General features: G+C 72.2%; 17 protein-coding genes. 10 read left to right on the top strand and 7 right to left on the bottom strand.

Annotated features, from left to right (window positions below; translation table 11 throughout):
* Positions 1-50: 50 nt before the first annotated feature.
* A complete protein-coding gene (locus RKD23_RS32950; RefSeq protein ID WP_424857007.1) occupies positions 51-995 on the bottom strand; it encodes a sigma-70 family RNA polymerase sigma factor in 945 nt (314 codons plus the stop codon).
* Between the two features lie 131 nt (positions 996-1,126).
* On the opposite strand from RKD23_RS32950, the gene RKD23_RS32945 reads away from it, so the two are divergent.
* Positions 1,127-3,910: a beta-L-arabinofuranosidase domain-containing protein gene (locus RKD23_RS32945; protein ID WP_424857006.1), complete on the top strand. Its 2,784-nt coding sequence runs from the start codon at positions 1,127-1,129 to the stop codon at positions 3,908-3,910.
* 33 nt (positions 3,911-3,943) lie between these two features.
* On the opposite strand, the gene RKD23_RS32940 is transcribed toward RKD23_RS32945, so the two are convergent.
* Positions 3,944-4,714, bottom strand: coding sequence for a LysR substrate-binding domain-containing protein (locus RKD23_RS32940; RefSeq protein ID WP_424857005.1), 771 nt, complete (start codon positions 4,712-4,714; stop codon positions 3,944-3,946).
* Positions 4,715-5,433: 719 nt separating this feature from the next.
* Here RKD23_RS32940 and RKD23_RS32935 point away from each other — a divergent pair.
* The 3 genes from RKD23_RS32935 to RKD23_RS32925 all read left to right on the top strand — a co-directional run bounded on the left by RKD23_RS32935 (position 5,434) and on the right by RKD23_RS32925 (position 8,368).
* Positions 5,434-5,826: a DUF5997 family protein gene (locus RKD23_RS32935; protein WP_404039448.1), complete on the top strand. Its 393-nt coding sequence runs from the start codon at positions 5,434-5,436 to the stop codon at positions 5,824-5,826.
* A gap of 58 nt (positions 5,827-5,884) precedes the next feature.
* Positions 5,885-7,207 carry a hypothetical protein gene (locus RKD23_RS32930; RefSeq protein WP_424857004.1) on the top strand — a complete coding sequence of 441 codons (1,323 nt, stop codon included), beginning with the start codon at positions 5,885-5,887 and terminating at the stop codon, positions 7,205-7,207.
* A 246-nt stretch (positions 7,208-7,453) separates the two neighbouring features.
* Positions 7,454-8,368: a peptidoglycan-binding protein gene (locus tag RKD23_RS32925; RefSeq protein ID WP_424857003.1), complete on the top strand. Its 915-nt coding sequence runs from the start codon at positions 7,454-7,456 to the stop codon at positions 8,366-8,368.
* 44 nt (positions 8,369-8,412) lie between these two features.
* Here RKD23_RS32925 and RKD23_RS32920 read toward each other — a convergent pair whose 3' ends face one another.
* Together RKD23_RS32920 and RKD23_RS32915 are read right to left on the bottom strand one after the other, a co-directional pair.
* Entirely contained in the window at positions 8,413-9,969 is a 1,557-nt protein-coding gene (locus tag RKD23_RS32920) for an MFS transporter (RefSeq protein ID WP_424857002.1), read from the bottom strand.
* A gap of 212 nt (positions 9,970-10,181) precedes the next feature.
* Positions 10,182-10,604: a secondary thiamine-phosphate synthase enzyme YjbQ gene (locus RKD23_RS32915; RefSeq protein WP_424857001.1), complete on the bottom strand. Its 423-nt coding sequence runs from the start codon at positions 10,602-10,604 to the stop codon at positions 10,182-10,184.
* Positions 10,605-10,732: 128 nt separating this feature from the next.
* On the opposite strand from RKD23_RS32915, the gene RKD23_RS32910 reads away from it, so the two are divergent.
* Positions 10,733-11,809 (top strand): NAD(P)-binding domain-containing protein, encoded by a 1,077-nt coding sequence (locus tag RKD23_RS32910; protein ID WP_424857000.1) that lies wholly within the window; start codon positions 10,733-10,735, stop codon positions 11,807-11,809.
* Between the two features lie 12 nt (positions 11,810-11,821).
* Here RKD23_RS32910 and mltG read toward each other — a convergent pair whose 3' ends face one another.
* Positions 11,822-12,664, bottom strand: a complete 843-nt coding sequence (gene mltG, locus RKD23_RS32905; protein WP_424856999.1) for an endolytic transglycosylase MltG — start codon at positions 12,662-12,664, stop codon at positions 11,822-11,824.
* A 43-nt stretch (positions 12,665-12,707) separates the two neighbouring features.
* Positions 12,708-14,510, bottom strand: a complete 1,803-nt coding sequence (locus tag RKD23_RS32900; protein ID WP_424856998.1) for an ABC transporter ATP-binding protein — start codon at positions 14,508-14,510, stop codon at positions 12,708-12,710.
* A 95-nt stretch (positions 14,511-14,605) separates the two neighbouring features.
* Between RKD23_RS32900 and RKD23_RS32895 the strand changes: the two genes are divergently transcribed.
* On the top strand, positions 14,606-15,094 hold the full coding sequence (locus RKD23_RS32895) for a MarR family winged helix-turn-helix transcriptional regulator (RefSeq protein ID WP_424856997.1): 489 nt from the start codon (positions 14,606-14,608) through the stop codon (positions 15,092-15,094).
* Positions 15,095-15,160: 66 nt separating this feature from the next.
* Here RKD23_RS32895 and RKD23_RS32890 read toward each other — a convergent pair whose 3' ends face one another.
* Entirely contained in the window at positions 15,161-16,759 is a 1,599-nt protein-coding gene (locus RKD23_RS32890) for a peptide-N4-asparagine amidase (RefSeq protein WP_424856996.1), read from the bottom strand.
* A 186-nt stretch (positions 16,760-16,945) separates the two neighbouring features.
* On the opposite strand from RKD23_RS32890, the gene RKD23_RS32885 reads away from it, so the two are divergent.
* From RKD23_RS32885 to RKD23_RS32870, 4 genes are all read left to right on the top strand, one after another.
* Positions 16,946-18,790: an ABC transporter transmembrane domain-containing protein gene (locus RKD23_RS32885; RefSeq protein WP_424856995.1), complete on the top strand. Its 1,845-nt coding sequence runs from the start codon at positions 16,946-16,948 to the stop codon at positions 18,788-18,790.
* The gene (locus RKD23_RS32880) at positions 18,787-20,634 is read left to right on the top strand and encodes an ABC transporter ATP-binding protein (RefSeq protein WP_424856994.1); all 1,848 of its coding nucleotides are present in this window, start codon (positions 18,787-18,789) and stop codon (positions 20,632-20,634) included. The genes RKD23_RS32885 and RKD23_RS32880 overlap by 4 nt, the downstream gene beginning before the upstream one ends.
* Positions 20,635-21,300: 666 nt before the next feature.
* Positions 21,301-21,771, top strand: a complete 471-nt coding sequence (locus RKD23_RS32875) for a DUF5709 domain-containing protein (protein WP_424856993.1) — start codon at positions 21,301-21,303, stop codon at positions 21,769-21,771.
* A 54-nt stretch (positions 21,772-21,825) separates the two neighbouring features.
* Positions 21,826-22,089, top strand: coding sequence for a type B 50S ribosomal protein L31 (locus RKD23_RS32870; protein ID WP_404039487.1), 264 nt, complete (start codon positions 21,826-21,828; stop codon positions 22,087-22,089).
* The last annotated feature ends 9 nt before the right edge of the window (positions 22,090-22,098 follow it).

Genomic DNA, 22,098 nt, shown 5'->3' with positions numbered 1-22,098 from the left:
GAATCGGCCGGGCGGCGACGCCGGGAGGATCGGCAGGGCGCGAGGCAGCCCTAGGCCGGGATGCTCTCCGGCAGACCGAACAGCGGGAACAGCCGCTCGGTGTCCCGGAAGGCGTGGATCGCGGCGACCCGGTCGCCGCGCACGTCGAGGACCTGGAGCGCCCACGGCTCGTAGGTCGCGCCCGCGGGCCGGTACTGCCCGAAGGCCGGCGAGCCGTTCGCCTCGACCGGCACCAGGCGCGACCCCCGGCAGCCGACCGCCGGCCCGCTCAGCCAGGCCCGGATGTCGGAGGCGCCGCGCATCCACACGGTGTACGGCGGGAGGGACAGCGTGGCGTCGACGTGGAGCAGCATGCCGAGCTCCTCCATGTCGAAGCGGGAGAAGGCGGCGGCATAGCGCCGGGCGAGGACCGAACGGACGGTGCCGGACGGCTCAGCAGCGGCCTCCCCACCCGATGCGCGGCGTGCGGCGAGGGTGGCACGGGCCCGCTGGAGCGCGCTGTTGACCGAGGCCACGCTGCACTCGTGCAGCTCGGCGACCTCCTGGGCGGAGAAGCCCATCACCTCGCGCAGCAGAAGCGTGGCGCGCTGCTTGGGCGGGAGGTGCTGCAGCGCGGCGACGAAGGCGAGGCGTACGGACTCGTCGGCGGCGGCAGACTGCGCGGGGTCCCCGTACGGGCACGGCTCGATCCACATGGCGGCGTCGAGCGGCGCACCCGGTGACGTGGCACCTACGGCCGGTTCGGTGAGGTCCATCGGCAGGGCGCGCCGGCCACGGGCGGCGAGGGCGTCCAGACAGACGTTGGTGGTGATGCGGTAGAGCCAGGTCCGCACCGACGAGCGCTGTTCGAAGCGGTCGCCGTTCTTCCAGGCCCGCAGCAGCGCCTCCTGCACGGCGTCCTCGGCCTCGAAGGCCGAGCCGAGCATCCGGTAGCAGTAGCCGGTGAGTTCGGCGCGGTACGCGTCGAGTTCCAGGTCGGTCGTCGTATCCCCCATGGGGGTGACAGTACCGGCCCCGGCCGCAACTGCCGAACCCGTCAGTACCGTTGACGCCTTTTCCCCACACCTCTAGCGTCTGGTCGATTACCCGTACAGCGTTCGCCATATCGAACAACGTGGAGGAGTACATGGCCCCGCCCCTGTCCCGACGCACCCTGATCGGCGGCGCACTGCTCGCCGCGACCACCCCCGGAATCGCCACGGCGGCGGCCGGTCGAGCGGCCGCGGCCGCGCTTCCCGCGCCACCGGCCTGGACGGTACGGCCGTTCGCACTGAAGGACGTGGCACTCGGGGACGGCGTGCTCGCCGCCAAGCGGGCGCTGATGCTCGACCACGCCCGTGGGTACGACGTGAACCGGCTGCTCCAGGTCTTCCGCGCCAACGCGGGCCTGTCCACGCTGGGCGCGGTCGCCCCCGGCGGCTGGGAGGGACTGGACGGGGAGGCCAACGGCAACCTGCGCGGCCACTACACGGGCCACTTCCTCACCATGCTGTCCCAGGCGTACGCGGGGACCGGCGAGCAGGTCTTCGCCGACCGGATCGGCACGATCGTCACGGCCCTGACCGAGGTGCGCGAGGCGCTGCGGACCGATCCTCAAGTGCTGAGCGTGGAGGGGAGGTTCGGCGCCGCCGCGGAGAACGTGCGCGGGTCGTACCAGTACGTCGACCTGCCCGCCCAAGTCCTCGGCGGCGCGGCCGAGATCACGCTGGCGGCCTGGATCAAGCCCACGCACGAGGCCGGTTGGGCACGTGTCCTCGACTTCGGCGACGACACCACCCGGTATCTGTACCTCACCGCGCGCAACGCGAGCGGCGTACCGCGCTTCGCCGTCACCACCGACGGCCCCGGCGCCGAGCAGGGCCTCGACGGCACCGCCGCGCTGCCCCTGAACCGGTGGAGCCATCTCGCGGTGACCCTCGCGGGCGGCACCGGGACGCTCTACGTCAACGGCACGGCCGTGGCGACGAACACGGCCATGACCCTCACCCCGGCCGCCCTCGGCACCCTCGCCCACCACTGGCTCGGCCGGTCCCACTACCCCGCGGACCCGGTCCTCGCCGGGGCCTTCGGCGGGTTCGACATATGGTCCCGGGCGCTGACCCCGGCCGAGGTGACCGCGCTGCAGAGCAGCCCCGGACACGGCGACCTCGCCTCCTACGCCTTCACCGAGACGACCGGCTCCACCTTCGCGGACGCCTCGGGGCGCGGCCTGACCGCCACGCTGCGGCGCACCTGGGGCGGGCCCAGCCACCCCGGGTTCCTGGCGGCGTACCCGGAGACGCAGTTCATCGCGCTGGAGTCGATGACCGCGAGCGACTACACGCGCGTGTGGGCGCCGTACTACACCGCGCACAAGATCCTGCGAGGCCTGCTCGACGCGCACCTGGCCACCGGCGACACCCGGGCCCTCGACCTGGCGTCCGGGATGGGCGACTGGATGCACTTCCGGCTGTCACGGCTGCCCGAGGCCACGCTCCAACGGATGTGGGGGCTGTTCTCCAGTGGCGAGTTCGGCGGCATCGTGGAGGCGATCTGCGACCTGCACGCGCTCACCGGCAAGCCCGAACACCTCGCGCTGGCCCGGCTGTTCGACCTCGACCGGCTCATCGACGCCTGCGCGGCGGGCACCGACATCCTCGACGGACTGCACGCCAACCAGCACATCCCGATCTTCACCGGCTACCTGCGGCTGTACGACGCGACCGGCGAGGAGCGCTACCTCACGGCGGCGAGGAACTTCTGGCGCATGGTCGTACCGCACCGCATGTACGGCATCGGAGGCACCAGCACCGGCGAGTTCTGGCGGGCACGGGACGCCGTCGCGGGCACGCTGTCCGCGACGACGGCCGAGACGTGCTGCGCGTACAACATGCTGAAGCTGAGCCGGACGCTGTTCTTCCACGAGCAGGACCCGGCGTACATGGACTACTACGAACGCGCCCTGTTCAACCAGGTCCTCGGCTCCAAGCAGGACCGGCCCGACGCGGAGAAGCCGCTCGTCACCTACTTCATCGGGCTGACGCCCGGGCATGTGCGCGACTACACGCCCAAGCAGGGCACGACCTGCTGCGAGGGCACGGGCATGGAGAGCGCCACCAAGTACCAGGACTCGGTGTACTTCCAACGGGCCGACGGCAGCGCCCTGTACGTCAACCTCTACAGCCCCGCCTCCGTCGCCTGGGCCGAGCGCGGTGTCACCGTCACGCAGACCACCGACTTCCCCTTCGAGCAGGGCAGCACGCTCACCGTCCGCGGCGGCGGCACCTTCACGCTGCTGCTGCGCGTGCCGTCCTGGGCGACCGCGGGCTTCCGGGTGACGGTCAACGGCCGTGCCGTGAGCGGCACTCCGCGGCCCGGCTCCTATTTCCCGGTGTCCCGCACCTGGCGCTCGGGCGACCTCGTGCGGGTCTCCTTCCCCTTCCGGCTGCGGGTGGAGAAGGCCCTGGACGACCCGTCGCTGCAGACCCTGTTCCTCGGCCCGGTCAACCTGGTCGCCCGCGACCCGGCGACCACACATCTTCAGCTGGGCCTGTACCGCAACGCCGCCCTCTCGGGCGATCTGCTGCCCTCGCTCTCCCCCGTGACCGGCAAGCCCCTGCACTTCACGCTGGACGGCCGGGAGATCGCCCCCTTCCTGGAGGGCACCGAGGACCCCACCCACGCCTACTTCCGGCGCTCGGAGCCACGCGTGGTGTTCGGCGGCATCGACTCCGGCGTGGCCAACCCGGCGAAGGCCGACGGCACGACCCTGCTCGACGAGATCTGGGCGGGCGCGCCCTTCGTGAACAAGAGCGCGCTGGTCACACGCGTTCGGGCGACGGCCGACGCCTGGGTCGCGGCCGGGCTGCTGTCGCGGGGCGACGCGGACACGGTCGTACGGACGGCCGAGGCGGCGTCGTATCGACGCTGACGCCCTTCCCTGACGCCCTTCGCTGACGCCTTTCTAGGAGCGGCGGCGCGGCTTGCCCCGGCCCGCGCCGCCCTTGCCGCCGCCCTTCGCACTTCCCGTGCGGGGGCGGCCGCCCTTCGCGGGAGCGGGCTTGCGGCGGGCGGCGGAAGCGGCCGCCGGCTTCTGCTTGCGCTCCTGCTCCTCGGCCGGCCGCTGCCGTCCGCGCGTGCTGTTGACCGTGCGGCCACGCACGATGCCGATGAAGTCCTCGACCAAGTCGCTGTGCGCGTCCTCCGGCCAGCACAGGGCGACGCTCGACTGCGGCGCGTCGGTCACCGTGCGGTAAGTGAGGTCCTTGCGGTGATGCAGCCGCGCCAGCGACTGCGGCACGACCAGAACACCGACCCCCGCCGCTACCAGCTCGATCGCGTCCGCGGTCGTCGCGGGCCGCTCGATGGCCGGCTTGCCCGGCAGCCGCTCCCAGCCGAGTACGTCGTCCAGCGGATGGAACACCACATCGTCCGCGAGGTCCTCGACCGCCACCTCCTCGGCCGCGGTCAGCAGGTGGTCCTTGGGCACGACCACGACCGACGTCTCGGTGTAGAGAGGAATCGCGCTGAAGACCGTACGGTCCACGGGCAGCCGCACAACACCCGCGTCCGCCTCCCCGGCCCGCAATACCTCGGGTGCCTCCGCCGCAGCCACGGGCAGCAACACGAGCGGGACGTCAGGCAGGCGTTCCGCCCAGATCCGCACCCACTTTCCGGGCGTGGCCCCAGAGACGTACGCGAGCCGGAACGAGGGGGGTGTTTCGGGGCCTGTCACTCCGCCAGGTTACCGGGTACGGGTTGGCCGGCCTGCACCGGCGGGCGGTGGGGTGGGCGGGCTTGGGTGTGACGGGCGAGGCGTTGGTGGGCGGGCTGGGGATTGGCGGGCGGGGTTGTCGCATACGGGGCTGGGCTCGGCGGACTGGGTTGTGGCCGGCGGACATGCTCGGTAGGCAGGGCTGTGATCAGCGGTCGCGTCCGGTGGACATCCCTGTGGCGGGTGGGCCGGCTTGGCGGGCAGCGCTGCGGTGGCGAGCTTGGGCTCGGCGGACAGGGCTGGCGTGGGCGCGCTTGGGTTTGGCGGGCAGCGCTGCGGCTGGCCGCCCCGGCTTGGCGGGCTGGGTTGTGACCGGGGTCGCGCGTCCGGCGGACGGCTCTTTGGTGGGGGCCTGACCCGGCCGACAGGGCCGTCCCGCCGGGCGCGCGCCTTAAGCGCAGCTCTGTGGTCGGCAGCTCCGCGCTCGGCGGGCAGCGTTGTGGTCGGCAGCTCCGCGCTCGGCAGGCAGCGCTGCGGCCTGCGGGCGCGCGCTCGGCGGGCAGCGGTGTGGTCGCGGTCGCGCACCCGGCGACCATCACTCCGGGCCCTGCCCGCACACCCGGCGAGCAGCACGGCGGTCGGCAGACCGGCCCAGCGAACCCCGCTGCAGCCCGCGGCCCCGCGCCCAGCGGAGAGCGCTGTGGTCGGCGGCCCCGCACCCGGCGGATAGTCTGGTCTGCATGAAGTCGCACCAGACCGCCCAGACGATGAAGCCCGCCACCGCGGCGAAGAAGCTGGGTGTGTACCTGCCCGCCACCCCCGCCGAGTTCCAGGAGGGGGTCGTCACGCGCGCCGAGCTGAACGAGATGCAGGCGAACCCGCCCGCGTGGCTGAGCGAGCTGCGGCAGAACGGTCCGCACCCGCGCCCCGTGGTCGCGGCGAAGCTCGGTGTGTCCATCGCGGGTCTGGCCCGGGGCGGCGTCACCGAGGCGCTCACCACCGAGCAGATCGAGGCGCTGAAGGCCGAGATGCCCGAGTGGCTGCAGAAGGAGCGGGCCACGCAGGCGGAGGTCCGCAAGGAGGCGGCGCGGCTGAAGAAGCGTGACGCGGAGCGCGCGCAGCAGCAGCACTGACGCCTCGGGCGGGAAATCCGGTTGAGGGCGTGCGGCGCCCTCGGTGATGATCACCGCCATGTTCTCCCGCAGGAATCGCCGCCGCCCGAAGTCCCCCGTCGTCCTCGAGGCCTGGGAACTGCTGGACTCCGGTGACATAACCGGCGCCCTGCGACGGCTGCGCTCCGCCACCGACACCCTGCCGCTGGGCGAGGTCGCGCTGGTGGCGGCGCGGGCCGCGGAGGGGGCCGGTTTCGACGACCTGCGGCAGGCCGCGGAGGCGCTCGCCGCCCGGCCGGAGGACGCCAAGGCGCTGTACGGCTTCGGGTACGCCTGCGTCGAGCGCGGCGTGTCCTACCTGGCGGTCCCCGCACTGCGCGAGGTGCTGCGCACCCACCCGGACGCGCTCGGTGTGGTGCGCGAGCTGGTCTCGGCGTACGAGCGGGAGGGCCGGCACGGGGAGGCGGTCGAGCTGCTCGGCCGGTACGACGCCTCGCTCCCGCCATGGCCGGACCGCTACCTGCTCGTGTACAACGCGCTGATGGCGGGCGACCTGGAGCTGGCCCGCCGACAGCACGCGCTGCTCGCCGACCCCGAGGACCCCCAGTGGCTGCCCGCGCGGCAGCGGCAGACCCGGATGCTGGAGCGCGCCGCGGCCGCCGCGCCGACGACCCCGCTGGACCTGTTCGACCTGCGCGGATGGCAGTACGTGATCGGCGGGAGCATCCTCGGCACAATCTCTCCGTACGGTTTCGGGGCCGGGATGAACGGCCGGTTCGCCTGGCTCCAGGACACGCCCGAGCTGTGCCTGCGCGGGCTGCTGCGCCTCAGGACGGTGCTGGAGGCCGCCGAGCTGCGGCCGCGGTCCGTGTCCCTGCTGCCCGACCGCGACAGCGAGATCCTCGGCCGCGCGGCGGCCGGCCTGCTCGGCCTCCCGGCGGAGCCCTTCGTACCCGGCCGCGAGGACACCGTCGTGGTCGCCTACGACCTGAACGGGCTACTCGACACGCCCGACGGCCCGGAACTGCTGGGGCAGCTGCACGAGCGTGCCGCCGGTCAGGTGCTGCACGAGCACGCGAGCTGCTGGACGGACGCCCCCACGGTCACCGCGGACAGCGTGGCGCTGCTGCACCAGTCGGCCGTCGCGCCCTGGGGCGAGCGGCTGAGGGTCGGCGAGGACGGCGAAGTGGGTCGGGAGCCGGCCGACGAGCGCCCCGCGGCGAGGATCGCCGAGGAGATCCTGTCCGCCGACCCCGCCCCCGACGAGGGCGACGGCGAGACACCGGACGACCCCGACGAGGCGTTCGCCGCATTCGCCACGGCGATGCGCGCCACCTGGCTGCGCGGCGAGCGCACGGCCCTGCGATCCAGCGGCCCGGTGCCGAGCAGCCGCTTCTCCTGACTCCAGCGGCCCGGGGGCCGGGGGGCCGGCGGCCCGGCGGCCCGGGGGCCCGGGGGCCCGGGGGCCCGGGGGCCCGGGGGGCCGGGCATCCGCTTCGTCCCCGCTCGGTCCAAATTGTCACGAAGCATGCACGAAACGTGTCGTGTTCCGTCAACTTCAGCATGTGGCCAGCCAACTGAGACATCATCAGGCATGCCCCGGGCCGCACCAGGCCCCCGGGAACCTCATGACTCGGAAAGGCTGCGCATGAGCGTGAAAACCGGCCCCCAGCGGTACCCCGGCTCCAGCCGCGCGAACTGGTACCAGGACGACTTCCCCGGCGACCCGATGGAGGTCAACGTCGTCGTCCTGCACACCACCGAGGGCCCGACCCTGCCGGGCTACGGCGGCGGCGGCTCCGCTCCGAACCTCACCGCGGTGCCCGACTTCGGCGCGAAGCGGCTGCGCTGGTTCCAGCACTTCGACGTCGAGGTCTCCTCCCGGGCGCTGCAGAACCTCAAGGGCGGCGTCGAGACGAACACGCTCAACGTCTGCCAGGTCGAGCTGGTCGGCACCTGCGACCCCAAGACGCACCGCAAGTGGAAGAAGGCGGGACAGGAGCACATCTTCTGGCCCGAGGCCCCGGAATGGGCGCTCGAAGGCGTCGCGCGGTTCCTGTCCTGGATGCACGAGGAGCACGGCGTGCCCCTCGCCGGACCCAAGGCGTGGCCGGCCTACCCCGACTCGTTCGGCAACGGCCACAAGCAGCGCATGAGCGCCTCGAAGTGGAGCAAGTTCTCGGGAGTGTGCGGCCATATGCACGTCCCCGAGAACGAGCACGGCGACCCCGGCGCGATCGACTTCACCGACATCCTGCGGCGCGCCAGGGCGGACCTGGACCTGGACGAACCGCCGGCCCAGCCGGCGCCGAGCCGGCCGAAGATCCCGGCGTTCCCGGGCCGCAAGTTCTTCGGCGAGGGCGCGATCAACGACCACGTCCTGAAGCTCGGCAAGCAGCTGGTCAAGCGCGGCTTCGGCGACCACTACAAGGTCGGCCCGGGCCGGACCTGGGGCGAGGCCGACCGGCTCAATGTGCGCGATTTCCAGAAGTCCCGCCCGGAACTGCGCGGCGACGCCGACGGTTTCCCCGGGCCCCTGACCTGGAAGCTGCTGTTCTCCTGACAGCGCCCCCTCGTTCGCGGCACCTCGGCACCCCGGCTCCGGATTCAGCCGGGGCCGGGTCCCAGTCCGCCGCCCTGGAGGCGCTCCAGATCGGAGGAGCGTACCTGGATGACGAGAACCGCGATCACCGCGGCGAGCGCGGTGAAGATCGCCGCCACGATGAACGCGCTGGACACGCCGGCGGTCAGGATCTCGTCGGCGTACGGCGGCGGCAGCTGGCCCGTCTTCTCGAAGCGCAGCCGCTCGGCGGGAGTGGCCTGCCGCAGGAACAGCGGGATCTGCTTGTCGGCCTCGTTGCCGCTGGCCGTGCCGAACATGGTGACCAGGATGGACAGGCCCAGCGAGCCGCCCACCTGCTGGGTGGCGTTGAGCAGCCCGGACGCCGCGCCGGTCTCGCGGACGGCGACGTTGGACAGTGCCATCAGCGTCAGCGACACGAACTCCATGCCCATGCCGAGGCTGAACACCAGCATCGGGCCGAGGATGCTGCCGGCGTACGTGGAGTGCACATCGGTCAGGGTCAGCCAGGCGAGGCCGGAGGCGGCCAGGATCGCGCCGATCACCATGAAGGGCTTGGGGCCGTAGACGGGCAGGAACCGTGAGGCCAGTCCGGCGCCGACGGCGATGACCGCGCTCACCGGCAGGAACGCGAACCCGGCCGCGAGCGGGCTGAAGTCCAGGACGTTCTGCACGAACAGCGTGAGGAAGAAGAACATCCCGAAGATCGCCGCGGCCAGGCACAGCATGATGCCGTACGTGCCCGCACGGTTGCGGTCGGCGAACATGTGCAGCGGGGTGATCGGCTGCCTGGACCTGCGCTCGATCAGGACGAACGCCGCCAGCACGACTACGGCCGCGCCGAACGACGCCAGCGTGTAGGCGTCCCGCCAGCCGTCCTGCGCGGCCCGGATGAAGCCGTACACCAGCAGCACCATGCCGGCGGTGGAGGTGAGTGCGCCCGCGATGTCGAAGTGGCCGGGGTGCCGCTCGGACTCCTTGATCCAGCGCGGTGTGGCGAGCACGATCAGCAGGCCGATGGGCACGTTGACGAACAGCACCCACCGCCAGTCCAGCCACTCGACCAGGATGCCGCCCATGAGCAGTCCGATCGCGCCGCCGCCCGCGGAGACCGCGGCGAACACGCCGAACGCCCGGTTGCGTTCCGGGCCCTCGCGGAAGGTCGTGCTGATCAGCGCCAGCGAGGTGGGGGACGCGATGGCGCCGCCGACCCCCTGCAGGGCGCGTGCCGCGAGCAGCTGACCGGCGTTCTGGGAGAGGCCGCCGAGCAGGGAGGCGAGCACGAACAGCAGCACGCCGAAAACGAACACGCGCCGTCTGCCGAGGATGTCGCCGGCCCGGCCGCCGAGCAGCAGCAGGCCGCCGAAGGTGAGGGTGTAGGCGTTGACCACCCAGGACAGGCTGGTGGTGGAGAACTCCAGGGAGCGCTGGATGTCCGGCAGCGCGATGTTCACGATGGTGATGTCCAGCACCACCATCAGCTGACAGGACGCGATGACCAGAAGGGCCATCGCGTTGCCGCCGCCACCCGATTCGGGGGTGGCGGTGCGTGCTGCGGAGGTCGGCTGGGGATGGCTGCTCATGCGCATCACGCCCTCGGAGGCGAGGGGGGTCGGTGGACGGACGGGTGCGTCCACCGCTGGTCCACCCGTCCGACGCTACGCCCGCCCTCCGGGGGTCACCAGTCGATCATCGCCTCGGCTCCAGGTGACTCCCTCCACGCCCCAGCGGTCCAAGGGCCCCGCAGGTTCCCCAGTTGACACGGCTCGTTCCGGTGCGCCGCGCGCTACGGGAACTAGCCGAGGAAGGACAGGCGCACCTGACGGTCCGGGTTGTCCTTGTTGGTGTCCACCAGGCAGACCGACTGCCAGGTGCCGAGTTCCAGCCGGCCGCCGATCACCGGGAGGGTCGCGTGCGGGGGCACGATGGCGGGCAGGACGTGGTCGCGCCCGTGGCCGGGGCTGCCGTGGCGGTGCTGCCAGCGGTCGTCGGCGGGGAGCAGGGTGTGCAGGGCGGCGAGCAGGTCGTGGTCGCTGCCCGAGCCGGTCTCGATGATGGCGACACCGGCGGTGGCGTGGGGGACGAAGACGTTGAGGAGGCCGTCACGGCCGTCGGCCGCCTCCCTGAGGAAGGCCTCGCAGTCGGCGGTGAGGTCGACGATCCGCTCGCTGGACCCGGAGGAGACCCGCAGCACATGGGTGGTGAACGCATCTGGCATGCCCTCCATCCTGGCCCATGGACGGCCGCTGCCGCCTCAGGATGCGTCCCGCTGGTGTCTCGCCGTCGGCGGGCCGTCCGGGAAGATCTACCGGGAAGATCTACCGCACCCACGCGGTTGGTAGAAACGTGAACAACTTGAGTGAGGTCGAGGTCGTCGTCATAGGCGCTGGGCAGGCGGGTCTGGCCGGCGCCTATCACCTGCGCCGCTCCGGTTTCGAGCCGGAGCGCGACTTCGTGGTCCTCGACCACTCCCCCGGTCCCGGCGGCGCCTGGCAGTTCCGCTGGCCCTCGCTCACCTACGGCAAGGTGCACGGCATGCACGCCCTGCCGGGCATGGAGCTGACGGGCGCGGACCCCGAGCGGGCCTCCTCGGAGGTGATCTCCGAGTACTTCGCCACCTATGAGCGGACCTTCGATCTGCGCGTACGGCGTCCCGTCGACGTCCGCGCGGTCCGCGAGGGCCCGGACGGGCGGCTGCTGGTGGAGACCTCGGCCGGCACCTGGGCGACCCGGGCGCTGATCAACGCCACCGGCACCTGGGACCGCCCCTTCTGGCCGCGCTATCCCGGCCAGGAGACCTTCCGCGGACGCCAGTTGCACACCGCCCAGTACCCGGGCCCCGAGGAGTTCGCCGGACAGCGCGTCGTGGTGGTCGGCGGCGGCGCCTCCGGGACGCAGCACCTGCTGGAGCTCGCCCCGTACGCCGCGTCGACCACCTGGGTCACCCGGCGGCCGCCCGTCTTCCGCGAGGGCCCCTTCGACGAGAACGCGGGCCGCGCCGCGGTCGCCCTCGTCGAGGAGCGCGTGCGGCAGGGACTGCCGCCGAGGAGCGTGGTGTCGGTGACCGGACTGCCGCTGAACGACGCGATCCGGCAGGGGCTGCGGGACGGAGTCCTGGACCGGCAGCCGATGTTCGACCGCATCACGCCCGACGGGGTCGCCTGGGACGACGGCCGGCAGGTGGCGGCCGACGTCATCCTGTGGGCGACCGGTTTCCGCGCCGCGATCGACCACCTCACCCCGCTGCGGCTGCGCGAGCCGGGCGGCGGCATCCGGCTCGAGGGCACCCGCGCGGTCGCCGATCCCCGCATCCACCTCGTCGGCTACGGCCCGTCCGCCAGCACGATCGGCGCCAACCGCGCCGGCCGCGCCGCCGTACGGGACATCAGACGGCTGCTGGCCACGGACCCGGTCGCCGCGTGACGCCCCACCGGGTCACTGTGCGGGCTGCGGGCTCTTCTTCTGCTGGGCGTTGAACTCGGCCACATTGCGCTGGTGTTCGGCGTAGTCGGCCGTGAAGCGGGTGTCGCCGGGCTTGACGGTGACGAAGTACAGCCAGTCGCCCGGCGTCGGGCTGATCGCCGCGCGCAGGGCGTCCTCGCCGGGGTTGGTGATCGGCGTGGGCGGCAGGCCCATGCGCTGATAGGAGTTGTAGGGGCTGTCCAGCCGGGTGTCGTCCAGCGTCGTCCGCAGCGTCGAGCGGCCGAGCGCGTAGTTGATGGTGGAGTCCATCTGCAGCGGCATGCCCCGCTCCAGCCGGTTGAAGATCACCCGGGCCACCTTGCCCATGTCGGCCTTGGTGGCGGCCTCGGCCTGGACGATGCTGGCGATGGTGACGGCCTGGTAGACGTTCATCGCGTTGCGCTGGGCACCGGCCGCGATGGGCGCGCCGTTGAACTTCTTGTTCGCCGTGTCGACCATGTACGCCAGCAGCGACTCGGGCGTCGCCTTCTCCTGGATCGGATAGGTCGCCGGGAACAGGTAGCCCTCCGGGTTGCCCTCGGCGTCGTTGGGCAGCCTGAGGTTGGCCTTGGCCAGGGACTTCTTGGTGGCGCCCGGCGGCAGTTCGAGAGCCTTGTCGACAGCCTCGTAGACCTGGCCGGCGCGCCAGCCCTCGGGGATCACCAGCGAGGTGGGCTTGGCGTCCTGCTCGCCGCCCAGGGTCAGCAGCGGCACCGCCACGGCGGTGGCGGCCACGACGGCCCCGGTCGCGATGAGGACGATACGGCCCCGGCGCGTCAGCCGGATCGAGCTCCGTGGCGGAGTGTTCGTCTGCATGTGGGCACGGTAACCCGCATATCGCCGCAAACCCGGCATATCTTCATTTTGTCGGCTCCAGTCGGGCGTCTCTTCGCACCAGGGCCGCATACCGTCCGTCGAGCCCCAACAGCTCCTCGTGCGTGCCCCGTTCGGCCACTCGGCCGGCGTCGAGAACCACGATCTGGTCGGCACTCCGAATGGTGGACAGCCGGTGCGCGATGGTGAGCGTGGTCCGGTCGGCCGACAGCGCGTCGATCGCCTGCTGGACCGCGCTCTCGGTGCGGGTGTCCAGCGCGCTGGTCGCCTCGTCGAGGATCAGCACCGGTGGGTCGCGCAGGATCGTGCGGGCGATGGCGAGGCGCTGCTTCTCCCCGCCGGAGAAGCGATGGCCGCGCTCGCCGACGACCGTGTCGTAACCGTCGGGCAGCGCCGCGATGTGGTCGTGGATCTGTGCGGCCTTCGCCGCCGCGTGCAGCTCGTCGTCGGTGGCGTCGGGCTTGGCGAAGCGGAGGTTGTCGGCGACCGAGGCGTGGAAGAGGTACGTCTCCTGCGAGACGACGCCGACCGCGCGGGCGAGCGTGTCGAAGTCGAGGTCACGCACGTCGACCCCGTCGATCATGACCCGGCCGCCCGTCACGTCGTACAGCCGCGGCACCAGGTAGCCGAGCGTGGACTTGCCCGCGCCGGTGGGGCCGACGACGGCGAGACTGCCGCCCGCGGGGACGGTGACGTCGATGCCGTCGAGGACGGGGCCGTCCTTGGCGTCGTAGCCGAACTCGACCTCCTCGAAGCGGACCTCGCCCTTGATCCGGTCGAGACGTATGGGGCGTTCGCGCTCGGTGATGTCTATCGGCAGGTCCAGGTACTCGAAGATGCGCTGGAAGAGCGCGAGCGAGGTCTGGATCTGCACACCGGTGCCGAGCAGGCTGACCGTGGGCCGGAACAGGCCCTGCTGGAGCGAGACGAACGCCACGATGGTGCCCAGCGACACGTCCGGGCCGCCCAGGTGGAGGGCGAGGCCTGCGGTCCAGTAGATGACGGCGGGCATGGCGGCCATGACGATCGTGATGACGGCCATCCGCCAGCGGCCCGCCATGTTCGCGCGGACCTCCAGCTCGACCAACCGCTCGGACTCCTCGGCGAAGGACTGCGTCAGCGACTCGGCGCGGCCCATGGTGCGGCCGAGCAGGATGCCGCTGACCGACAGCGACTCGGTGACGGTGGCGGCCATGGCGGCCATCTGCTTCTGGCGCTGGGTGGTGATCCTCTTGCGTTCGTTGCCCACTCTGCGGCTGATCCACACGAACACCGGCAGCAGCAGGAGCGATACGACTGTGAGCCGCCAGTCCAGCGCGAGCATCGCGGCGATCGTGGCTATGACGCCGGTGAGGTTGGAGACCAGGGAGGTGGCCGTGGAGGTGACGGTGGCCTGCATGCCGCCGATGTCGTTGGCGATGCGGGACTGCACCTCGCCGGTGCGTGTGCGCGTGAAGAAGGCGAGCGACATGCGCTGGAGCCGGCCATAGACGGCGGTGCGCAGGTCGTGCATGACGCGCTGGCCGACCGTGGTGGAGATCAGGGTCTGCAGCACGCCGAAGACGCTGGTCAGCACGGCACTGAGGATCATGCCGAGGGCCAGCAGGGTGAGCAGGCCGGTGCGCCGCTCGGGGATCGCCTCGTCGAGGATCGCCTTCAGCAGGAAGGGCGTGGCGACGGAGACCAGCGAGGCGGCGCCGACCAGCAGGCCGACGACGGCCAGACGGCCGCGGTAGGGGCGGAAGAGCGCCAGGATGCGGCGCACCTGTCGGGGTTGCTCGCCCGCGTCGGCGGGCGGGATCCAGGTGGGGTCATGTTCGGGGTGCATGGGCTCCTACGGGATGGGACGGGGTCGGTGGCCGACGGATCGTAGCTCATTGTTACCTATACTCACAATGAATGGGGTCCTGATATTGTTCCCGCATGACCACCCCAGATTCCGAGGGCCTGCTCGCCGAGCAACTCCTGCGGCTCACCCGCCGGGTGCACCGCATCCAGAAACGGCATCTGGAACACCGTGACCTGGGCATCACTCCAGCCCAGTCCCGGCTGCTGCGCACCTTGGCGCACTTCGGCTCACCGCCGCGGATGGCCGACCTCGCCGAGCGCCTCGAGGTCGTGCCCCGTGCGGTCACGACGCTGGTCGACGGTCTGGAGGCGAGCGGCATGGTGCGCCGGGTGCCCGACCCGGCCAACCGCCGGGTCATCCGCATCGAGGTCACCGACGAGGGCCGCGAGGCCCTGCGTGAGCTGCGCGAGGCGCGGCGGTCGGCCGCGGAGGAGATCCTCGCCCCGCTGACGACGGCGGAGCGGACGGTGCTGCTGGGGCTCCTCGACACGCTGATCGACGGCGACGGGGAGGGCCTGGGGGGCATCGGAGGCATGGGCGGCGTCGGGACGGGACGCTGCTGAAACCTTTCGGACGCCACTGCGGCCGCCCCCTGCGGGAGCGGCCGCGTCAGTGGCGATGCCGTGCGCTCAGCAGCGCAGGCGGTCCTCCGTCAGCACGCCCTGAACCGTCGTCAGCGTGCGGTCGTAGCAGCCCGCCGAGCCGTACAGCCGGTAGCGCTCGCTCGTCGCACCGACCGCGTGCCGCTGGTCACGCGGCACGTTGATCGTGTACGTGGCGTCGCCCGTGTAGGTGTCGTCGAGCCGTGACCAGGCGGTGCGGACGCCTCCTCGCGTCTCGGTGGTCGAGGCCCGGTCACCCAGAGTCAGTACCGTGCGCAGCCGGTCGGCGGCGCCGAGGGTGGTCGTGCCGTCCATCGTGTACGTCCGCTGCGTACGGGTCGTCCGCGACGGGCCGGGCCCGTCGACGGTCCGGCTCTCCGCGTCGGTCCAGGTGGCGTCGAGCCCGTCGACCGTCTCGCCGTCGGTCCAGCGGTGCACCGAGGTGTTGGCCAGCGTGCGGGAGACGGTGGTCGTGACCCGGCCGTGCGAGGTGTCGACGTATCCGGCGACGGTCAGCGCATGGCCGCCCTCGGTGTCCACGCGGTGCTCCGAACCGGGCGTGTACGAGGAATCGTTCACCAGGCCGGTGACCTTCGTCGAGGTGAGCGCGCCGGGGACGTGGGTGCGGCCGGCGTCCTGCCAGACCAGGACGTTCACCGGAGTACTCCAGCCGCTCTGGCCTGCCGGGACACCGGCGACGGACACCTCGACGCGGTGCGGGCGGCCGTCGTTGAGGAGCCCGGCGAACGGCGTCAGGTCGTACTCGATCGGCTTGATGTCGAAGGCGCGCGGGCCCGGAACGACGTACCAGAGGAAGGGATTCGACCATCCGCCCGTCCACACCGTCGGGAACGGGGCGGCTATTCCGGTGAGTTGGCCGTCGACCCGGATCTGCACCTCGCGGTACGGGCCGTCGTCGGCCGGGCAGGAGTAGGGGGCGGAGCCGGGCACGGTCAGGTACCAGTACTCCTCGCATCCGCCGCCCGATCCGGTGGCGTACACCTCTGCGAGGATGCGTTCGCTGTTGCGCGGGGCGGTGAGGGTGGCGCCGTCCGTGAGGGTGAGCACCTGGTCGGGGGTGCGGCGGGCCGCGGGGCCTCCCGCGAAGAACGTGAGCGTGACCTTGACGTCGATGACGCCGGTGTAGGTGTCGTTGACGACGTTCCCGATCAGCATCTCCACGTCCCGGTCGGCCCGGAAGGTGTCGCTGTAGCGGGTGACGTCCTTCGACACCGACCACTCGATGCCGTCGGGTGAGGGCTGCGGGGTCGACGTCCGCAGGATCTCGACGCCTCCCACATGGACGTATCCGAGGCGGTCGTACTGCCGTCCCTTCACCTTTCCGTCGAGCCGCAGCACGACCTTGCTCCAGCGGTCGCCGCAGCCCTCGGGCGGGCTGTATCTGCCTTTGTACGGCGTGAAGTCGCGGAACTGCGCCTCGGCGAGCGTCACTCGGCAGGTCTTCCCGGCGGGCTCGGTGACCGGCGGGGCGGCGACGACCGGGTCGTGCCAGTCGGTGCCGAACTCGGCGGGGACGTCGGCCGATCGGGCTGGACCGGCCCCGAGGAGAGTGCTCGCCAGGAGGGTCGCTCCCGTGAGCATGGACATGATGATCCGGTTTCTCATGCCGGTGTTCTACGGGGAGTCGGGCGTTGTGGCAATGAGGCGTTCCGCAAGGCGTCCTCAAGTGGCCGACGCTGTACGGGCATCGGGAAAAGCGCTTGCCATCGACTACGCAAGGACGCGAACCTTTCACGGTTTGTTGCCGCCGGTGGGCGGTCCCGTACTCCTGAGACGAGCCACTGGGACGTCATGCAGATCCAAGACCTTCCGTATCCCGACCCGGGCGTTCCCGATGCACGCTCCGGGCCCCGATTCCTGTGGTGGCTCGGCCGGAACCAGGTGGGAGGGCAGCTCAAATCCCTCGCCTGGGGGCTGCTGCACTTCCTGTCCGTCTCCACGCTGCCCTACTGTGTCGGCCTTGCCGTGGAGGCGGTGGTCGACCGGTCCGGCGCCCGCCTGGCTGCCGCCGGCGCACTGATGGCGCTTGCCTGCGCGGGCAACACGATCGGCTCCACCGCCCTGCACCGCGCCGCCGTCACCAACTGGATCACCGCCGCCGCACGCGTCCAGCAACTCCTGGCCCGCAAGGCCGCCGAACTCGGTTCGGCACTCACCCGACGGGTGGCCGCCGGAGAAGTGGTGGCCGTGTCCACGGGCGACGTGGAGAAGATCGGCTGGTTCGTGGAGGCGATGTCCCGGTTCACGGCCGCCGCGCTGACGGTCGTGGTGGTCTGCGTCGGACTCGTCGTCTACCAGCCGGCGCTGGGCGTCGTCGTCGCCGTCGGACTGCCCGTCCTGGCCCTGGCGGTGCTGCCGCTGCTGCCGCGGGCCACCCGGCGGGCCGACCAGCAGCGCGAGAAGGCCGGGCGCGCCACCGAGCTGGCCTCCGACACCGTGGCGGGCCTGCGCGTACTGCGCGGCATCGGCGGCGAGGAACTGTTCCTCGACCGCTACCGCCGTGCCTCCCAGGAGGTGCGCCACGCCGCCGTCCGCAGCGCCCGTATGTGGTCGCTCATCGGGGCGATCCAGGTCCTGCTGCCCGGGCTGCTGCTGATCGTCGTCGTCTGCTACGGCGTCCACCTGGCCCGCGAGGGCCGGATCACAGTCGGTCAACTCGTCACCGTCTACAGCTCCGTCCTGATCCTCACGTACCCGTTGCGGCACTTCGAGGAAATCGCGATGGCCTACTCCTTCTCCCGCCCCTCCGCGCGCCGGGCCGCCCGTGTGCTGTCCCTGGAACGCGCCACCGACAGCGGCGGATCCCTCGCGGGTAAGGCGCCGACCGGCGATCTGTACGACCCGACGACCGGCCTCCTCGCACCGGCAGGGCGGCTCACCGCCGTCGTGTGCGGCGACCCGGACGCGGCGGGCCGGCTCGCGGAACGGCTGGGCGGGCACCCGAGCGAGCCGGGCACCTCGGTACTGCTGGGCGGGGTGCCGCTGGACGACCTGCCACTAGCCGGCGCGCGCACGGCCGTGCTCGTGCAGGACAAGGACCCCGTGCTGCTGTCCGGCACCCTGCGTGAGCTGCTGGACGTACCCGCCTCCGGTGACGTCGACGCGCGCGACGCGCTGTCCGCGGCACAGTGCGAGGACGTGCTGGCCGCGCTCGCGCAGGGCTCGCTGGACGCCGAGGACCCGATGGACGCCCGCATCACCGAGCGCGGGCGCTCGCTGTCCGGCGGCCAGCGCCAGCGCCTCGCCCTCGCCCGGTCCCTGGTGACCGACCCCGAGGTGCTGGTCCTGGACGAGCCGACCTCCGCCGTCGACTCGCACACCGAGGCGCGGATCGCGCAGGGGCTGCGGGAACTGCGCGACGGGCGCACCACGGTGGTCTTCACCTCCTCCCCTCTGCTGCTGGACCGGGCCGACCGCGTCGTCCTGGTCCACGACGGCGAGGTCGTCGCGGTGGGCCTGCACCGCGAACTCGTGCACGCGGAGCCCCGGTACCGGGCGGTGGTCACTCGCGACACCGAGGACGATGCCGCGGACTCGCACTCCCGGGCGGACGCCGCTCTGACGGACGCCGCCCTGGACGACACCGACGCGCTGGAAGAGACCGACGCCCTGGAAGAGATCGAGGAGACGGCATGATCGGCGTGGCGCCACCGGCGTACGACCCGGCGGCCCCGACAACGGCGAGCACGCTCCCCGTCGGTGCCCCGGCGACCGTACGCGCGTATGTGAAGGAACTGTTCCAGCGGCATCGCCGCGCCTTTCTGCTGCTCATCGGCGTCAACACCGTCGCCGTGGTCACCTCGATGGTCGGGCCCTATCTCCTCGGCGACCTGGTGGAACGGGTCTCGGACGAGGCCCGCGAGCTGCATCTCGGGCTGACAGCCACATTGTTCGTGGCCGCCCTGCTCCTGCAGGCCGTCTTCGTGCGCGAGGTGCGGCTGCGCGGGGCGATGCTGGGCGAGCGGATGCTGGCCGACCTGCGCGAGGACTTCCTGGTGCGGTCGGTCGGCCTGCCTCCTGGTGTCCTGGAGCGGGCCGGAACCGGTGACCTGCTGTCCCGGATCACCACCGACATCGACCGGCTCGCCAACGCCATGCGCGAGGCCGTCCCCCAGCTGGCGATCAGCCTGGTCTGGGCGGCGCTGCTGCTGGGCGGGCTCGTCGTCACGGCCCCGCCGCTCGGCGCCGCCGTGCTGGTCGCCGTGCCGCTGCTGGTCGTCGGATGCCGCTGGTACTTCAAGCGGGCGCCCGCCGCCTACCGCTCGGAGGCCGCCGGGTACGCCGCCGTGGCCGCCGCGCTCGCCGAGACCGTGGACGCCGGGCACACCATCGAGGCGCACCGGCTGGGCGAACGCCGGGTCGCCCTGTCCGACCAGCGCATCAAGGAGTGGACGAGCTGGGAGCGCTACACGTTGTGGCTGCGGTCGGTGCTGATCCCGGTCGTCGACATCACGCATGTGACGGTGCTGGGCTCCGTGCTCATGTTCGGCGGAGTGTTCGTCCTTCAGGGCTGGATCGGCGTCGGCCAGCTCACGACCGGCGCCCTCATCGCGCAGATGCTGGTCGACCCGGTGGGCCTCATCCTGCGCTGGTACGACGAGCTCCAGGTGGCCCAGGTGTCCCTCGCCCGGCTCGTCGGCGTGCGGGACATCGAGCCCGAGGCGGGTGACGCCGCCGTGGCGCCGGAGGGGCGGGACGTGCACGCCGACCAGGTGCACTTCGGCTACCGCGAGGGCGTGGACGTCCTGCGCGAGGTGTCCCTCTCGGTCGCCCCCGGCACCCGGCTGGCCCTCGTCGGACCCTCCGGCGCGGGCAAGTCCACGCTGGGCCGCCTCCTCGCCGGCATCTACGCGCCCCGGTCCGGCCGCATCACCCTGGGCGGCGCCGAGCTGTCCCGGATGCCCGCGGAACGGGTCCGGTCCCATGTGGCCCTCGTCAACCAGGAGCACCACGTCTTCGTGGGCACCCTGCGCGACAACCTGCTGCTCGCTGTTCCGCGATCGCGGCTCGGGGCGGGTGCAGTGGTGCCGGCGCAGGGGCACGCGCCGGGCTCGTCGGCGGACAAGGCCACCGACGCCGAGCTGTGGGAGGCCCTCACCGCGGTCGACGCGGACGGCTGGGCGTGCGCGCTCAAGGACGGGCTGGACACCGAGGTGGGTTCGGGCGGCTTCGCCCTGACTCCCGCCCAGGCCCAGCAGATCGCCCTCGCCCGGCTGGTCCTGGCCGATCCGCACACCCTCGTCCTGGACGAGGCGACCTCGCTGCTCGACCCGCGCGCGGCCCGGCACCTCGAACGGTCCCTGGCCCGCGTCCTCGACGGCCGCACCGTCGTCGCCATCGCCCACCGCCTCCACACGGCCCATGACGCGGACATCATCGCCGTCGTCGAGAACGGCCGCATCAGCGAACTGGGCAGCCACGACGATCTGGTCGCGGCGGACGGGGCCTACGCTGCACTGTGGCGGTCCTGGCACGGATGACCCGACCGGCCCACGGAGGGCCGGGGTCGAGGGACGCGCCGGGCGGGGGGACTCGGCGCGTCCCACCGTAGGCCCGTCGTCGCGACCACAGGACGCGGCTCGGGGACACACCAGGCTGCGGCACGCGGCCCCGACCACCGACGGCACCCCGCATCGGCCGTCCGCCCGCGACCCGGGACGCACCGCGTCGCGGGACTCGGCACCGCCCCTCGACAGCGAGTCGCACCAGCCCTCCGACCGGGGACGCGCCAGGCCGGAAACCCCGGCCCTCACCACGGCCGGCGCCCTCCCCCGCCCGACCGCCCGGCGCGCTCGCCCCGACCACCTGCGCTGTTCCCCGCGGACCAACATCAGAAAGCCTCGACGGGTCCGTGACGCGTCGCCCGAGAGGCTCGGCGCAGGCTGCGCGGTGGTGCTGTCGCAGGCCACGGTGTCAGTGGGCCCACCTGCGGCGAGGCCTGGAGGCGGGTGCGGGAGCCCGGCCCCGGCCGGGCCCCGCCTCGTGCCGTTGCGCGGTTCCGACGAAGGGTGGAACTCTGGAAAGCGGCACCGGCCGCGGGAGCACCCGGCGGCCCGCCGATGCCGTGACGGCCCACGCACCGCGCGGGGACGACATCCCGCCACCCGAGGCCGTGACGGCACCGTCCCCACCACCTGGAGGTACCCGTGAACAGCGCCGACGGATGGGGAGACGACGTCTACCAGCCCGACGCGTCCGACCAGCGCGAGGACACCGGGCTGCTCGATGCGGAGGACACCCTCGAGTACGACGGTGTGGGCGACCCGTTGGACCGGGGCTGGTCGCCTCCGGAGAAGCCTTGGGCCGTCGAGCACGACGGTGTGACGGCCGCCGAGCGGTGGCAGGGCGAGACCCTGGACCAGCGGCTGGCCGAGGAGGTGCCTGACGTGGACGCGGCCGAGGACGGGGACGGCATCGGCGACCGCGACACCGACGGCGAGCTCTTGGACAACGAGGTCGGTGCGGCTCGCTCGGGCCGCCTCGTGGCCCCCGACGAGGGAGCGCACGAGGACGAGGAGAGCGCGCTCGTCGCCACGGACGTCGGCATCGACGGTGCGGCGGCCTCCGCCGAGGAGGCGGCCATGCACATCGTCGACGAGGAGGCCCTGTACGGCTGACCTCGCACTCGACTTTCCGCCCGACCTTCTTTCCACGCCGCACCAGGAGCACGCATGCAGCAGGACAAGCACCCCGACTACCACCCCGTCGTCTTCCGTGACCGGGCCGCCGGATACGCCTTCCTCACCCGTTCCACCGCGAGCAGCGACCAGACCATCGAGTGGGACGACGGCGAGACCTACCCGGTCGTCGACGTGGAGATCTCCTCCGAGAGCCACCCGTTCTACACGGGCAAGGCCCGCACCATCGACACCGAGGGCCGCGTCGCCGCCTTCGAGCGGCGCTACGGCGGTGCCCAGTCCGGCGGCAACGCCTGACCACAGGCG

It is taken from the genome of Streptomyces sp. SAI-170 (genome assembly GCF_049739565.1).
In the GTDB taxonomy this organism is placed as follows: Bacteria; Actinomycetota; Actinomycetes; order Streptomycetales; family Streptomycetaceae; genus Streptomyces.
Note: the sequence above shows the minus strand (reverse complement) of the source record. Positions and strands in the feature narration are given on the sequence as shown.

Coding starts and splice junctions, on each gene's coding strand:
- RKD23_RS32890 (WP_424856996.1), bottom strand. CDS start 16,759: ATGAGAAACCGGATCATCATGTCCATGCTCACGGGAGCGACCCTCCTG.
- RKD23_RS32895 (WP_424856997.1), top strand. CDS start 14,606: ATGACCACCCCAGATTCCGAGGGCCTGCTCGCCGAGCAACTCCTGCGG.
- RKD23_RS32935 (WP_404039448.1), top strand. CDS start 5,434: ATGAAGTCGCACCAGACCGCCCAGACGATGAAGCCCGCCACCGCGGCG.
- RKD23_RS32920 (WP_424857002.1), bottom strand. CDS start 9,969: ATGAGCAGCCATCCCCAGCCGACCTCCGCAGCACGCACCGCCACCCCC.
- RKD23_RS32915 (WP_424857001.1), bottom strand. CDS start 10,604: ATGCCAGATGCGTTCACCACCCATGTGCTGCGGGTCTCCTCCGGGTCC.
- RKD23_RS32880 (WP_424856994.1), top strand. CDS start 18,787: ATGATCGGCGTGGCGCCACCGGCGTACGACCCGGCGGCCCCGACAACG.
- RKD23_RS32870 (WP_404039487.1), top strand. CDS start 21,826: ATGCAGCAGGACAAGCACCCCGACTACCACCCCGTCGTCTTCCGTGAC.
- mltG (WP_424856999.1), bottom strand. CDS start 12,664: ATGCAGACGAACACTCCGCCACGGAGCTCGATCCGGCTGACGCGCCGG.
- RKD23_RS32930 (WP_424857004.1), top strand. CDS start 5,885: ATGTTCTCCCGCAGGAATCGCCGCCGCCCGAAGTCCCCCGTCGTCCTC.
- RKD23_RS32945 (WP_424857006.1), top strand. CDS start 1,127: ATGGCCCCGCCCCTGTCCCGACGCACCCTGATCGGCGGCGCACTGCTC.
- RKD23_RS32885 (WP_424856995.1), top strand. CDS start 16,946: ATGCAGATCCAAGACCTTCCGTATCCCGACCCGGGCGTTCCCGATGCA.
- RKD23_RS32900 (WP_424856998.1), bottom strand. CDS start 14,510: ATGCACCCCGAACATGACCCCACCTGGATCCCGCCCGCCGACGCGGGC.
- RKD23_RS32925 (WP_424857003.1), top strand. CDS start 7,454: ATGAGCGTGAAAACCGGCCCCCAGCGGTACCCCGGCTCCAGCCGCGCG.
- RKD23_RS32950 (WP_424857007.1), bottom strand. CDS start 995: ATGGGGGATACGACGACCGACCTGGAACTCGACGCGTACCGCGCCGAA.